Consider the following 15,759-nt stretch of genomic DNA (forward strand, 5'->3'; position numbering starts at 1 on the left):
TGTCTTGACTTTTTTGCTTACTTTTTTTGTCAAGAAAAAAAGTGAGGCCCAGCCGGCGAGGCGAGAAGCTAATTCGAAGCCAATCAGTTAAAGTATAATAAAAGACTTCACTACAACGAAGTATAAGTCAAATATAAAATGACTGAACAAGATATAAACCACCTGTTAGGCAAACTACCACAGCTAAAGCAGGAAATACAGAAAGTAATTGTAGGCCAGGAAGAGGTACTCGACGAGGTACTGATAACCATGATGGCCGGCGGACACGGTTTGCTGGAAGGTGTGCCAGGCCTTGCTAAAACGTTGCTGGTTCGCACGCTAAGCAATGCAATGGATTTAGGCTTCAGGAGGATACAGTTCACCCCAGACCTGATGCCGACAGACATACTTGGTACCGAGGTTCTGGAAGAAGATCATATTACCGGCAAACGCTTCTTTAAATTTAACGAAGGGCCGATCTTCTCGAACATTGTGCTGGCCGATGAGATAAACCGTACGCCACCTAAAACTCAGGCTGCTTTACTAGAGGCCATGCAGGAGCACGAAGTAACCTATGCCGGTAAAACGTATACTTTGCCGAAGCCCTTCTTTTTGCTGGCAACTCAAAACCCTATAGAGCAGGCCGGCACGTACCCGCTACCCGAGGCGCAGCTAGACCGATTCCTGCTTTACATTAAAATAAAATACCCAACTGAGCAGGAAGAACTAAACATACTTTCCAACACAACAGGCACGCGCCAGGCACAGGTACAGCCTATACTTAGCGGCGAAGAAGTAATGATGCTACGCCAGCTGGTACGCGAGGTAAGCATAAACGAAGACCTTCTAAGCTTTGTAAATCAAGTCGTACGCGCCACCCGCCCCGACAGCACAACTATAGATTTCGTGAAGAACTACTGCCGCTGGGGAGCAGGCCCACGTGCCGGGCAGGCGCTTATACTTACCTCCAAGGCCAGAGCGCTGCTGCATGGCCGTTTTGCTGTAACTATAGATGATATAAAAACGATGGCCTACCCGGTACTGCGCCACCGTGTGCTGGTAAATTTTGCCGCCGAAGCAGAGCGCATCACACCCGATAATGTGGTAGATGAGTTACTACAAAGTATAAAGTTGCCGAAGGCGGTGTTGGTATAGTGGCGCGAGCGTCCACGCTCGTGACTAACTATAGCAAGGGCCTCTGGCCCGGTTCATTCTGCATAAAGTGGCCAGAGGCCACACGATAATAAACACGAGCGAAGACGCTCGCGCTATGATTACAGAAAGAAACAGATGGAAGAGACAGCAACTATAAAACTGGCGGACGCAGGCACACAGCTGCTGAAGAAGATCGTGGGGGAGAGAATCTGTTATTTCTTTACCGATAGAGTAAAAGTAGAAGCAACCGGCAATAGGGTATTGTACTGGGCACCGGAGTTTGCGCTTGGCCTTAAAACCAACCGCGGCGACCTGACCTTCATCAACATCAGTGCCGACTATAAACTTACGTCTGGCTCGTCTACCACCTACTATGAGTTTGCCATTGAAGAAAGCAAAATGCCGCTCCGCTGCGAAAAGCTGCTGCAGTCGGGGCAGTACTCTGAGATAAAAGTGCTGTCGTCACAGGTGCTGATGATAGAAGTGTACCATGACTGGCACCAGGAATTCGACGAAACCATCTACTACGACGCAGCCATCGTGCTCTACACCGACTCCCGAAAGTATATGCTAAAAGTGCGCGAGGAGTTAGTTGGTGGTGTGGATATTATATTGGATGATGCTACTATAGAAGCGGAGTTGGTGGATATGAAGTTGCGGCAGAGCTTGGTCTAAGGCTCAAGACCATATTTATAGTGGTTATATATCAGAATGTAATGTTTCAGACTATGGAAAACAGGAGCACGGGGGTAAACGAATTCTTATCGGAGTTGGAGCATCCACTAAAGGATCTCATATTAGAGGTCCGGAGTACCATTATCAAGTCTAATCCTAATTTAAAGGAGCATATTAAGTGGAATGCCCCAAGTTATGCTATCAATGGGGAAGACAGGATAACGATGAAGCTGTTCCCGCCTAAAAACATACAGGTTGTATTTCATACCGGAGCAAAGTCTAAAAAGCAACCCGCAGAAAGATTAATTGCCGATCCTACAGGCATCTTAAAATGGGTGACGAATGACAGGGCCGTCTCAACATTTATAACTATCGAAGAGCTGGAGCTAAAAGCGTCCGAATTCAAGAAAATCATAAATAACTGGCTTGAGGCCACGGCTGTAGTTGTGTAACGCTTGAACCACATATTTTATATTTAAGACCTTACTGCTACATATTCTACCCTTGAGCACCCACAAATTCATCGATCCGAAGGTATTGGCTACCATAAAAGACCTGCCGCTGCTGGCTAAAACAGTGGTGGAGGGCTTTTTGGCGGGACAGAACCAAAGTTTGCGGCGTGGGGCAGGACTGGAGTTTAGCCAGTACCGCAGTTACCAACCCGGCGACGATCTGCGCCAACTCGACTGGAAGATGTTTGCCCGCTCCGACCGCTATTACATCCGGGAGGCCGAAGTAGACACCAACATTACAGTAAGATTTATACTTGATGGCAGCGCCTCGATGGCACACGAAGATGTGAACGGCATCAGCAAGATGGATTACGCCCGGTTTATGGTGGCGTCGCTGGCTTACCTGGCAACTACGCAGGGCGATGCGGTGGGCCTATACGTGCTGCACGAGAACCAACTCATTAACCTGACGCCGCGCTCCGACAACATGCACCTGCAGCGTTTCTGGCACCAGTTGGCAGAAGTAAAGCCGCAAGGTAAGTTTCCGGGTATGGAAGTAGCCGCCAACCTGTTTGCCGATAGGCGGCGGAAAGAGCTAACTGTTTTCCTGTCGGATTTGTATGAGCATGAGCACGAGATAAAAGACCTGCTGTACAAGCTGGGGGCACAGGGCCACGAGTTGCTGCTGGCCCACCTGATGAGCCGCAATGAACTTGACTTTGCCTACAACGGCACCCTCACCTTCGAGGATCTGGAAACAGGGCAAACACTTCAGGTAAGCAGCGCTTCACAGAAGCAGGCATACTTAGCCAAACAACAGGAATGGCTGCAGGATATAGAAAAAGACATGCGCAACCGCCACATCGCCTACGACAGGTTTGTAACCGACGAGCCACTGGATAAAGCCCTCAGGACATTCCTTCAAAAACGGTTACTGTACGGATGATTTAATTGTTAATCGATGATTGTTGTCTGATAAATGAAGAACCCACCCCTAACCCCTCCGAGGAGGGGAATACTTTGGACGAGTAAATTCCCCTCTCGGGAGGGGCAGGGGTGGGTTAATCGCCCCACAAACTAATAACTAATAAACAGCATCTGTAAACTTGACCTTACTCGCACCATATTTACTACTTGCAGCGTCGGCTATACTTGTGCCTATCGCCATTCACCTGTGGAATAAACGGCAGGGAAAGACGGTGAAGGTGGGTAGTCTGCGTTGGCTGGAGGCATCGGCGAGTAACCGTTGGAGCAGTATAAAGCTGAACAATTTCTGGCTGCTGGTGCTGCGCTGCTTTATACTTATACTGCTTGCTATAGCTCTGGCAAAACCAGTTTTAGAAAAAACACCTGAAAAGGAGCCCGGTAAAAAGGCAATTTATGTAAGCCCGGAGTTGTTGTGTAGTTCAGCCCTCAAAGGTATAAAACCAACTATAGATTCGTTGTTGCTGCGCGGTTATACCTTGCATAGCTATACCCCGGGGTTTAAACAAATAATGCAGGGGAGATGGCAGAAAATCAGCCAAAGCCCAACCGATTCGCTGGTGAGGAACGGCAATTACTGGGCACTGCTGCCGGCACTGGCACAGCTACACCCTCACAAACAAGATAGTGCCTGGCTCTTTACTTCTGATCAGCTGCGGCATTTCAGAGGTACCCCTACAACTTTGCAGGAGAATATTAACTGGGTACCAATAGCACTTGAGGCTTCCACAAACTGGCTGCAGACTGCAAACGTCATCAGCCAAGATAGTATTCAGTTTATACTTGGCCACAGTACAAGAGAAGGCACCACCTATAACCGTATTCGCGCTGCTTTCTCAGGCAATGCCCAAAGTATAAAACTAGCTGATGGTAAAGCAATCAATCTAACGCAACAGGGCGATAGTTTGTGGGCGCAAATGCAGGATAATGAGCAAAAGGTGTTCGTAAGAAAAGCGCCGTTGCGGGCAAGTATAGTTTATGATAAAGATCAGCAACCGGAGGTGCGCTACCTGCAGGCTGCCATTCAGGCTATCAGCAAGTATACAGGCATTCCGGTTGCAACGCAAACTATAGCAACTGCCGCCGCACCGGATGCAACTACAGACTGGCTCTTCTGGCTCAGCAGCGGAAAACTACCTGAAACCTGGCTACAACAAATACAAAAGCAGGGAACAAATGTATGGCTGCAACCAAGTATAGAACCAGCAACTACAACAGCTCATTTTGCCGCAACTGCAGGATACATCAATGTAAAGCAACTTGCTACAGATACGCTTACCGGTAATTATACTATGCTTTGGCAAACATCCGGAGGCGAACCATTACTGGTTGTGCAGGCAATGGGCAAAGGCAATGTGTATCATTTCAGGAGCAGGTTTAGCCCGGGCTGGAGCCAACTGGGGCAAAGTGCACAATTGCCGGAACTGTTTTTGCCTTTGCTGTTGCCTCAACCTGAAGCTACTTTTTACGATGTTCGCGCTATTTCTGAAAAGCAACTGAAACCAGGTATAAAACCCATACTTGCAAGTATAAAACAGAAGGAGCAGCAGCAAAACCTTATGTCCTGGCTGGTATTGGCCGCTTTTATCTTATTTTTAGCAGAACGATTGCTAACCACCAGTAAACGAGCCAACCTATAATGCCAGCACAGGATAGCCTATACATTCTTCAGCACATCCGCCGGAACTACATTCGGCAGAAAGGTCTGCTGTATGCCTTGCAGGCGCTGGCTGTAGCAGCTTTGGGCGGCGCTATACTTTACAAATGGGGAACGGAAGTAACTATACTGGCTACACTTGCTACAACCTTAATTTTAGGTGCGGTTTTATACTTTGCCTGGGCAATGCGCTCCGTTCTAAAAACAGATTTGCTACAGGTTACCCGCCACCTTAATCGCGTTTACCCGCAACTAGAAGATAGCACAGAACTCCTGCTTCGCCCGGAAGACAATCTAAATTTGCTCGAAAAATTACAAAGGCAGAAGATTACCACACAGCTGCAGGCAATCTCCCCGGATCATCAGCAAACGTTTCATCTTAAAAAAAGCAATAGTCTGGCGGCACTAAGTATAGCCTTGCTGCTCTCACTCGGGATTTTATACTTGCCGGCTGCACCACTGGCTGGCGCCGCTTCACCAGTACAGCTTAAGATTAATTTCCCGGATGCACCTAAAGAAGCAGCTGATACTGCTGTTGTTATCCAGAAGATTGAAATAACCATTACGCCGCCGGCTTATACCGGCAAAAAAGCTTACCAGGCTGATAATCCGAATCTGCGCGTAGAACAGGGCGCTACTGTTAACTGGCGCATCACTACAAACAAGCCTGCTCAGCAACTGCAATTGGTTTTAAACGAAACCAACCCGGTTAAACTGAATGGCAAAAATGGCAGCTATACCTTAGCTAAAATCTTTACGGAGCCAGCGCTTTACCACTTCAATCTGAACGGGCAAAAGTCGGTTTATTATACCTTAGAGATTATCCCTGACGAAGCGCCTGTGCTTCAGATTACGAAACCGGAACAATATACCGAAATACTTTTTGGCGATGCGCAGCGCGTTACGCTTCAGGCAAAACTAACAGATGACTACGGCCTACGCGACGCTAACATGATCGCCACTGTAGCCAAAGGAACCGGCGAGGCCGTGAAATTCCGGGAAGAAAAGATCAGCCTGGGCTTTGGCAAACAAACCCGCCAATTTAACATCAGCAAAACCATCGACCTGAAAAAACTGGGTATGACCTATGGCGATGAGTTATACTTTTATGTGCAGGCCTGGGACAACCACCGTGGCTATACCCGCTCCGAAACCTACTTTGTGCAGATTGAGGATACGGCTGTGGTAGAAAGTATGAGCGACCTTTCGATGGGTGTAAACCCGGTGCCAGAATATTTCAGGAGTCAGCGCCAGATCATCATCGATACCGAAAAACTGATTGCAGAACAAAAAAGTATAAACCGTACCGTTTTTGAAGAGCGCAGCAATAACCTGGGCGTAGACCAGAAACTGCTGCGCCTGCGCTACGGAAAATTCCTGGGCGAAGAATTTGAAAGCGGTATTGGCCCCGGTGGCGGAATTCCTGAAGGCGAGGAACACCATGCCGAAGATGGTCATGATCATCCGCAGGTTACCAACCCGAACGACGCACAGGCGCTGCTGGACCCTTACATGCACAAACACGACCAGGAAGGCGAAGCCACTATTTTTGAACCTGCCGTAAAAGCCAAGCTAAAAGGCGCACTCGCGCAAATGTGGGAAGCGGAGTTGCGCCTGCGCACACATAAACCAAAAGAAGCACTGCCATTTGAGTACAAAGCCCTGCGTATGCTAAAAGAGGTGCAGCAAAGTACCCGTGCTTATGCAGCTAAAACCGGCTTCGAGGCGCCACCGCTTAAAGAACCTGAAAAGCGCCTGACCGGAGATTTAAGTAAAATAAAAGCACCATCAGAAAAGCAAAGCATAAAAGCAGAAACAAAGCTGCCAAATACGCGCGAGGCATTGCAGTGGCTGGAGCACCAGAAGCAAGGCGGCAAGTATAAACCTGCGGATGCGGCATTGCTGGAACGTGCAGGCCGTGAACTGACGCAGGCAGCACTGACGAGGCCAGGCCGTTACCTGCGCGCATTGCAGGATTTGCGCACCCTGATAGCTGACATAAACTCCGGCAAAGTTTTGTGTATAGAATGCCTGCAAACCGTAGAGCAAACCTGGAATGAATTACTGCCGCCCGCTGACCTCACACCTCAGAAACAGAGCACTACCAGAAGCAAACTTGCCAGGGCATACCTACAGGAACTAAAAACAACCGGATCAAAAAAACAAAAATAACCAGTGCAACCATACGTACCATACCTACCCTGGATACTTGCCATAGTTGCGGTACTGCTGCTTTTGTGGCTGGCCTGGCGACGGCCTAACCGGCAGCGACTGGCCTGGCGGTTAGTAGCAAGTGCGGTGGCAGTTATAAGCCTGATGCTGTTAGTTTTCCCGCCTACTTACCAACAAAGTATAAACCCGGCTACAGCTATACTGCTAACAGATGGCTATAACTCCGATACTCTAAATACATTACTGCAGAAGCTGCAACCCAAGCCACAGGTTTATACTTACCAGACAACTGCAAAAAATGCAGAACCTGTAACCGATCTGTATACTTTCCGGCAGCGCCAACCGCAGGTGCAGGCGGTGCATGTTTTAGGCTATGGGTTGGATGAACAGGACCTCAACGCGCTTGATTCGCTCAACCTTATCGCGCACCAGTCAGCATTACCGGCAGGCGTTAATGCGGTAACCTGGCCGGCTTCTGTTAAACTTGGCGAGGCCGTAACGGTAGCCGGTAAATTTAACAGTAAATCAGGGCGACAAACGAAATTATACTTACAGGCAGCCGGCAAAGCCCAGGACTCTGTAACAATCAAAGCAGCTGGCAATCATACTTTTAGTCTGAATTATATACCCAGGCAGGAAGGGCGCTTTGTTTATACCTTGTTCACTAAATCCGAAGATCGGTCAGATACAGTAGGGCAAGTGCCTGTGCAGGTGCAGGCGCCGCAGAAGCTGGCGGTACTGCTGCTTTCAGCATCACCTTTGTTCGAGTTTAAGTTTCTGAAAAACCATCTGGGCCAGTTGCAGCATAAAGTGGCCCTGCGCAGCACGGTCAGCAAAGGTATTTCGCAAAACGAGTGGATCAACATGCCGCAAACCGATCTTGGCAGAATCACACCAAAGTTGTTGCAGCAGTTTGATATCGTGATAACAGAAGCCCAGGCCTTGCAGGAGTTTAATTCTTCCGAAAAAGCAGCTTTGCAACGTGCCGTAAACGACAATGGATTGGGTGTACTGACAATCGCTTCAGAGCAGCCTTCAGACCGAACAACAGCTTTCTTCACCAGTTTCCCAAGCAAGCGTTTATCGCAACAGGAAACCCGCAATGCACGCGCCACCTGGGCAAACCAAACCACCACTGTGCCAGCCCTGCCTTATACTTTAACCGGCACTGAAACCGTAACAGGATTGATAGGAGAACAAGGGAACTACCTGCTGGCAGCAAGCAAGAAAGCTGGCTGGGGAACTGTAGCACTAACAGTTATACCTCAAACTTTTAGCTGGCAACTGGAAGGAAAGCAAAGCACATATGCTACTTACTGGGCGCATCTGCTATCTGCAGTGGCGAAAAAGGAAGAGCAGGAAAAATTCTGGCAGCTTGCCAAACCACAGGCGCCGCAGGTACACAAGCCGGTTATGCTTTCCCTGACTGATTATACTTTAGAAACCCAGCAGGAAGCACCCGAAGCTACGATCCGAAGTATAAATGATACTACCAGCGTAAATATAGCTTTAGCGCAAACCGTTCATCAGCCGGAAGTATTTAACGGCATTTTTTGGCCTAAGCAAACAGGCTGGCATGTGGTGGAATCGGAGGATGTGAAACCTTTTTATTTTTTTGTGCAGGATGTAAAAGCATGGCCACACCAAGCTATACTTGCCAGGCAACAGGCAACACAACAGTTTGTGCAGCAGCAAAGTATAAAACCAACTACTATGGCCTCTACTGCTTACACAAATGAGCCTGTACCCATTATCTGGTTCTTTATACTTTTTGTATTGAGCAGTGGGTTTTTATGGTTGGAAGAGAAGCTATAGATAGGTTTACCAGAAATCCGATGGGCTGTAAATTCTGGCTTTATTATTCAAGAGAATGCCCAGCACTACTTCGTGGCTGCCATAGCCCGATTTGCTGATTCTTCCGCTTGCCATATCGTAGGCGTACCCCAGTTGAAACATGTTGTTTACATTTACACCACCTAATAGTATAACGGCATCGTTATGCCTGTAAGAGCAACCAGCCCAGATTTTATCAGAAAACAGCACTTTCAGGTTAGCATCTGCTGAAACAGAAGAAGATCGCACATATTTAAGCAACACAGAAGGCAGCAACGAAAGGTCTTTGGACAATACCACCTTATAGCCCCCTGTAAGGTAGCTATGCATGTAAGAACGATTTTGTTTCTCCAGGTCGGTTTGCCCGGGTGTTAGCTCATCTTGCAGTACCTGAGCCGTAGTAACGCCAATATAAAAGCGTTTTGAATAAAGTAAAGCTCCTGCGGTAATGTTTGGCTTTACACGGTTATAACCGCCATCAGTAAAAGCAGGGTCGCTGGGGTTTGAAAGCAAGAGCAACCGCTGATCGATGTTATATACCGAAACACCTCCCGATAAACCCACCGACATATTCATAGTTGTATTTAGGGGCAGGTGATAAGCGTAGGTCAGGCCGATATCGGAGCGGCTCAATGCCCCTGCTTTATCTGCTATGGCAGTAAGTCCTACACCATGGTGGGGTTCTGCCATCCTGATCTCATCGTGCATGTATTTGCGGTATAAGAATTTACGGCTGTTGCGGTCGCGGCTGGGCAGTGTAGCGGCTGTAGTATTGCGGTCTATTTTGCTTATGGGCATTTGCAGCGTCAGGTAATACGATTTAGGTGCTCCTTCCAGCCCGGTCCACTGGTTGCGGTAACCTACTTTTGCCTCGCCATAGTTTTCTGAGCCAGCCACGGCAGGATTTATGAGGTAACCATTCAGCATGTACTGGCTGAAATGCGGGAGTTGCTGCGCTTGTGCCAGGCTACATACGGCAGCCAGCAGCACGATCAAAATCTTTTTCATCCCATTTTACCTTAGCACTGTTATTGATCCTTTGAATGGCTTTCTGCCCCGGTGTGTGTCGATGATGTAATAATAGGCGCCATCCGGAACAGGGGTGCCGTTATGGGTGGCATCCCAGGGAGTTCGGTATCCTTTGGAAGCATACACAATCTCGCCCCACCTATTATAAATGCTAACCGATATATCGGGGTAAAACTCTATCCCTTCCAGTACCCAAGAATCATTGATTCCATCGCCGTTAGGTGAAATGCCCGTGGTTACTTTCAGATGATCGAGCACTTTTACAGTCACAGTTTTTGAGTTGGTGCAGCCATCTTCGGTTGTAGCAGTTAAAGTATAAACTGTGGTTTCTGTGGGCGAAGCAGTTGGGGTTGCACTTGCCGGGTTATCTAAACCGGTAGCCGGAGACCAGAGCAAACGGCCATCGCCACTGCCAGGTATAGTTACACTGCCGCCTTCCAGCACTTCTATTTCTGTATTTGGCCCTATACTTACTCCAGGTATCGCACTGAATTTTACCTTTACTTCATCTACTGCTTCCAGACATGGGCTACTTTTAACAGTCCAGCGCAATGTATAAAGCTGCCCTTCCTGCCCATAAAAAATTGCTTTCGGGTCGGTTGCATCCGAAAAACTGCCCCCTGCTCCGCTAGCGATAGTCCAAGTGCCGGTTGCTGGCATTTCTGGTGTATTGGCTGCCAGCTTTGTTGTAACAGGCCCGCACAAAGGTACCTGATCAGGGCCGGCCTTGGCTACAGGCGGTGTTACCACGTTTACAATTTGCTCCAGTGTATTGGTGCAACCATTAGCTGTTATTGCAACCAGGCGTACTTTATACTTCCCTTTTTTACTGTAAGTGTGTTGCGGGTTCTGCTCGTCAGAGCTGCTTCCATCGCCAAAGGTCCAGTGCCAGCTTTTTATACTTCCGTTAGCTAAAACAGTCTCGTTTTTAAAAGTTGCCGGGCCAGTAATGCAAACCCCTACAGGCGAGAAAGCTACTTTCGGAACTGCAAATACATTCACATTTTTGCTAAAGCTATCTTGGCAGCCATTCTCTGCGGTAACGGTCAGTTTTACATTATAAGTACCTGCCTGCGCATAAGTATGCGCAGGCGAATGTGCTAAAGACCCATTTCCATCACCAAAGTCCCAGACCTGTTTTACTATTTTTCCGCTGCTAAATGTGGAGTTGTTGGTAAATATCGTTTTTTCGCCGAAGCATACGTCTGCTGTGGCAAAGCCGGCATCGGGGCTAGGTATAATAGTGATGGTTTGTTCGGTAATATCGTAGCAACTAATGCCGGAATATGCCTTTAACCTTACCTTATAATTCCCGGGTTTAGCATATTTATGTGTGGGGTGTTGCTGATTGGACGTAGTACCATCTCCAAAATCCCAGACCCATTTTATGATTCTGCCAAACGTTAAGCTGGACCTGTCGGAAAACTCTACTCCATCTTTCTGGCAAAAATATACAGCTTCAAAATTGGCTTTAGGGTCTGAGCTGTTTACTGTATAGTTTACTTCTAAGCTATCTGCACAGCCCTTAGCTGTAACCACTGCCAGTTTTACTTTATAGTTGCCATAGGTAGCATACTTGTGTTTGGGGTTGCTGTCTGTGCTTGTAGCCCCATCTCCGAAATACCATTTATACTTAACCGATTCGTTTTCTATACCTGTTTGATTCTTTATAAAGGCTACATCCTCTGAACAAATATTAGGCAGGCTAAAAAGTGGTTTAGGCGTATGATTGACTAATACCGATCTGGATACGGAACGTGTGCAACCATCAGACGTACTTACTTTTAGCGTTATTACATAAGTTCCGCCTTTGGCATAAGTATGGCTTGGGCCCATTTCCTTTACATGTGGTGTGCCATCCCCAAAATCCCATTCACAACCTGTTATGGTGCCTTCAGCAACTGTAGATTTATCCGCAAAAGTTATTACTGAACGGCTGCATCCGCCTGCCACCTGGAAGTCCGGCACAGGCTCTATCCCGATCTTTACCTGTTTTGTTATTTTATCGCTCAGGCCTAAAGCCGATTTAACTTTCAGCTTTACAGTATAGGTGCCCGGAGAAGCGTACAGATGCTTAGGATTCTGCTTACCAGAGGTGCTGCCATCGCCAAACTCCCAATACCAGCTCACCAGTTTGTTTACATTACCGGATGTTACACTACCGGTGGCCATAGATGCGTCTGTGAAAACCGTTGAATCGGTGCCGCAATTGGGCACAAATTGAAATTCAGCAATAGGGCTTATACCTCCTACAGCAATATTACTAGCATTACCTGTTGATGAGATTTTATCCTCAACCGATGATTTCAGACTTTTGTCAGTAAGGCTGCCCTTTGCACCTGCCTTTGCTCCACCAAGTATAAACAGACTAGTTAGCAGCAGAAAAAGGCATCTTGTATAGATGTTCTGTAAAAAGTGCTTCATACTTTGCCGGTGTAATATTAAGAATACTAAAATCTATAGAAGTATTTCTCTATTACTCAGCATTTTGCAATTTGTTTAACAATTAAGTTATATTTTTTATTGTAAATCTATAAATTATATCAAAATTGTTTAAAAAATCATTCTTTTAAAGGCAAAATAGTACAATTATAAACAATCAGATATGGCTATAGCATTTAATAACTATACCTACTTATAACCAGCATTTTGCTTTGGCGAACAGAGTTACAAAGAGGTTCTATTTAATTAATTAAACAATGTTTAAAATACTGCCTGTAGTATTGTGCAAAAGTAGCTACACAAAAATATTAACTGGGCTTGGGCAAGTTGGCGTTGTTATGGTTTAGCTATAAATACGAAAGCCGTGGCACTATAGGGCGCCACGGCTTTCGTAATAAAACCTAGTTATACTTTACTTAATGATCTTAAATTCGGTACGGCGGTTTAACTGATGCTGTTCTTCTGAGCAAGTTACCCCATCGGCACATTTGTTTAGCAACTGCGACTCGCCATAACCTTTGGCTACTAACCTGTTCCGTTCAATTCCTTTTGAAATAAGGTAATCAACGGCAGCTTGTGCACGCAACCTTGAAAGCGTATCGTTATAGCGTTGCGTATTACGGCTATCCGTATGCGAACTCAGCTCTATTCGTATAGTTGGGTTATCTTTCAGCGTTTGTACCAGTTTGTCTAGCTCAAGCGCCGCATCCGGCCGTATTTCATGCTTATCAAGATCATAGAAAATATTCTCCAGCACAATAGGCTTGTTTGGCGTATCGCGGTTAAAGACCATTTCCACTTTTACCGAATCTGTATTAAAGATACACTGTGGTACTACATTTACGGTTTGTGTCAGGTAACCTTTCTTACTACCTCTGATGGTATAATTCAGGCCAGCTTTTACTTCGAATTTAAACTTACCCTGAGCGTCTGAGAATATCTCTTTTAGTACGCCGTTTTCTTCTTCAAACATTTGTAAAAACACCTGCTCTACCGGCACTATTTTCTTTTTAGTAGTACCTTTTACTGTGATGCGCTCTATAGTAACACCAACAAGTGAACAGGGTACTCTAATCCTCTTAAAAGTATAGATATTATCAGAGCCATTGTCACTGTTACGGCCAGATGATAGCATACCCCTTACTCCAGACGTATCAACCATGGCACCAAAATCATCGCTTGGCGAGTTAACCGGATATTTTAAATTTACTACGCTTTTCCATGTACTGCGATCTCCCTCTGCTTTGAAAATATCGAGTCCTCCAAGGCCTGTATGTCTGTCTGACGAGAAGTATAAATTGCCATCAGCACCTATAGAAGGAAAGCTCTCGCGACCACTTGTGTTAATAGTGTTTCCAGCATTTACAGGTTTTCCCCAACTACCATCTTTCTGGCGTTCGCAGTAATAAATATCAGTTTCGCCAAAACCGCCTTCCATGTCAGAAACAAAGTATAGGAGTTGCCCATCTGGGGTAACAGCCGGGTGGCCTACAGAATACTGAGATGCTTTGTTATACTTAAACGGACGTATGTTTACCCATTTATCTCCTTTAAGTTCGGCCATAAAAATTTCCAGCCTTATTGTAACGTTTTTGCCTAAACCTAAACCAACCCAGCTTGTAGGATCCGTGTTACCTGTTTTGGCACTTCTTTTACCGTGATTGGTGCGTGTAAAGAATAGCGTATTTTCTTTTTCCAGAAAAGAGGCAGCACCATTATGGAAACTGGTATTGATCGATTGCGGAAGTGGTTCTGGATTTCCAAGCGTACTGTCGGCAGCCATATAGGAAAAGTATAACTGCACATAGCCATTACCCGTCCAGCGGAAACGGTGTAACTGTTCTTTGTTACTGCCATTAACAACAGGTTTGTCAGAAGAAAAAAGCACGCCGCCTGGCATTGGCGTCGGGCTAAAATCAACACTCTCCGAACTAATAGCAGAGGATTTTTTTATATCATAAGACTGCGGCTGCTTTATCCAGAGTATTGCTGAATCGCAGGAAGCAGCCATATGGTTAGCAAGGTCTATTTTGTCTGGTACACGTTTGCCATACTCGTTAAACATTTGCTTAGCCATGGCATAATTGCCATTCCGCTTGGCAGCCTCAGCATAAAAATAAAATGCTGAAGGATCTGCATCATTAAGGCCTGTTGCCTGCGCATACCAGAACTCAGCTTCTTTGCTATTATTCATCAGGCGGTATATGTCTGCTATACGCTGTATAATAGTCGCATCAGGCTGCGTGTCTTCCAGTATTTTTTTGTAGGCTTCCAGCGCCAGTGTATACTCAAACTGCTTGAAATGCTTATCTGCCTGCTTCAACTCTTGCTGTGCAAAAGAAGAAAAAGACAAGCCAAGTATAAAAGTGCTTAGGAGTAAAATAAATAAAAGCTTTTTCGTAATCATTGCCTTCGGGAAATTAAAAGTAGCGTGGAGTAAGCATACGAGCATCAGTATCTCTGTACAAGGAATAACCAAGTGATACTTCATGGGTTGCATTTTCTCGCATGCCGTTCAGATTTATGTCGTAAGAGTATCCAACCCGAAACTTTGGAATAATGTATATCTGAGTCATTACAGCCCAGGCATTACGCTTTTCCAGGCCGTATTCTTTTGGCAGCTTGGTCATCAGAGGCACGGAAGTGCGATAAGATGCTCCTAACCAAATACTCTCCTTAAATAGCATAAAAGTATTCATATCCACGTTTGTAGGAGCTTTAAAATCCTCCTTCACCAAAAAGCTTGGCTTCAGTTTTATGCTTGGGCTGATATTGACAATATAACCAGACGATAAAAAGTAATGACGTCGTGGTGTAGTTATATACATACCATCACCTTTAAAGGGAATAAGGTTAGCTACTGAAAAACCAGCATAAAAGAGCTCTGTATTAAAGAACAAACCGGCTTTTGCATCAGGCAGCAATTCTGTTTCCCGGCCTTGTGGTATTGCCACATCCGGCTGAGTGGTACCCGGGTGCAGCCTGGTGCCATCCAAGGTATACTGAGACACACCTGCTGCAAAACCCATTGCCAGTTTAGAATTGGCACCTACCTGTAAACGCACTGCTATGTTGCCGTAAGCTCCCATTTGCTGCTGCACGCCTAGTTTGTCATTAAGTATGTTTAAGCCGTATCCAAGCTTCGCGCTTCTGGAGGCAGCATCCACACTTAATGTTTGCGTCGTAGGCGAACCTTCTATACCTGTCCACTGGTTTCGGTAGGTTGCATTAATATTCAGCACCTCCTTACTACCTGTGTAGGCAGGGTTAATGATCATCTCATTAAAGATATACTGTGTGTATTGCGGGGCTTGCTGAGCCAAAACGCCGTTTGCCCATAGCAACCCTAGTAACACCCATATTTTTTTCATCTCGATATAC

The 15,759-nt window shown here is 46.2% G+C and carries 11 protein-coding genes; 7 read left to right on the forward strand and 4 right to left on the reverse strand.

Annotated features, from left to right (window positions below):
* Window positions 1-138 precede the first annotated feature (138 nt).
* The 7 genes from LWP20_RS00595 (at window position 139) to LWP20_RS00625 (ending at window position 8,889) form a co-directional block, all read left to right on the forward strand.
* The gene (locus LWP20_RS00595) at window positions 139-1,134 is read left to right on the forward strand and encodes an AAA family ATPase (protein ID WP_242926166.1); all 996 of its coding nucleotides are present in this window, start codon (window positions 139-141) and stop codon (window positions 1,132-1,134) included.
* A 135-nt stretch (window positions 1,135-1,269) separates the two neighbouring features.
* Window positions 1,270-1,809, forward strand: coding sequence for a hypothetical protein (locus LWP20_RS00600; RefSeq protein WP_242926167.1), 540 nt, complete (start codon window positions 1,270-1,272; stop codon window positions 1,807-1,809).
* Window positions 1,810-1,862: 53 nt separating this feature from the next.
* Complete coding sequence (locus tag LWP20_RS00605; protein WP_242926168.1) at window positions 1,863-2,261, forward strand: DUF1801 domain-containing protein; 399 nt, start codon at window positions 1,863-1,865, stop codon at window positions 2,259-2,261.
* A gap of 52 nt (window positions 2,262-2,313) precedes the next feature.
* The gene (locus LWP20_RS00610) at window positions 2,314-3,207 is read left to right on the forward strand and encodes a DUF58 domain-containing protein (RefSeq protein ID WP_242926169.1); all 894 of its coding nucleotides are present in this window, start codon (window positions 2,314-2,316) and stop codon (window positions 3,205-3,207) included.
* 160 nt (window positions 3,208-3,367) lie between these two features.
* Complete coding sequence (locus LWP20_RS00615; protein WP_242926170.1) at window positions 3,368-4,885, forward strand: BatA domain-containing protein; 1,518 nt, start codon at window positions 3,368-3,370, stop codon at window positions 4,883-4,885.
* The gene (locus LWP20_RS00620) at window positions 4,885-7,074 is read left to right on the forward strand and encodes a DUF4175 family protein (RefSeq protein ID WP_242926171.1); all 2,190 of its coding nucleotides are present in this window, start codon (window positions 4,885-4,887) and stop codon (window positions 7,072-7,074) included. The genes LWP20_RS00615 and LWP20_RS00620 overlap by 1 nt, the downstream gene beginning before the upstream one ends.
* A 3-nt stretch (window positions 7,075-7,077) precedes the next feature.
* Window positions 7,078-8,889 (forward strand): hypothetical protein, encoded by a 1,812-nt coding sequence (locus LWP20_RS00625; protein WP_242926172.1) that lies wholly within the window; start codon window positions 7,078-7,080, stop codon window positions 8,887-8,889.
* Window positions 8,890-8,895: 6 nt separating this feature from the next.
* On the opposite strand, the gene LWP20_RS00630 is transcribed toward LWP20_RS00625, so the two are convergent.
* From LWP20_RS00630 to LWP20_RS00645, 4 genes are all read right to left on the reverse strand, one after another.
* The gene (locus LWP20_RS00630) at window positions 8,896-9,915 is read right to left on the reverse strand and encodes a PorP/SprF family type IX secretion system membrane protein (RefSeq protein WP_242926173.1); all 1,020 of its coding nucleotides are present in this window, start codon (window positions 9,913-9,915) and stop codon (window positions 8,896-8,898) included.
* Window positions 9,916-9,921: 6 nt separating this feature from the next.
* A complete protein-coding gene (locus tag LWP20_RS00635; RefSeq protein ID WP_242926174.1) occupies window positions 9,922-12,360 on the reverse strand; it encodes a PKD domain-containing protein in 2,439 nt (812 codons plus the stop codon).
* Between the two features lie 430 nt (window positions 12,361-12,790).
* Window positions 12,791-14,785, reverse strand: a complete 1,995-nt coding sequence (locus LWP20_RS00640) for an OmpA family protein (protein ID WP_242926175.1) — start codon at window positions 14,783-14,785, stop codon at window positions 12,791-12,793.
* A 13-nt stretch (window positions 14,786-14,798) separates the two neighbouring features.
* On the reverse strand, window positions 14,799-15,749 hold the full coding sequence (locus LWP20_RS00645) for a PorP/SprF family type IX secretion system membrane protein (RefSeq protein WP_242926176.1): 951 nt from the start codon (window positions 15,747-15,749) through the stop codon (window positions 14,799-14,801).
* Between the last annotated feature and the right edge of the window lie 10 nt (window positions 15,750-15,759).

It is taken from the genome of Pontibacter vulgaris (assembly GCF_022758145.1).
In the GTDB taxonomy this organism is placed as follows: Bacteria; Bacteroidota; Bacteroidia; order Cytophagales; family Hymenobacteraceae; genus Pontibacter; species Pontibacter vulgaris.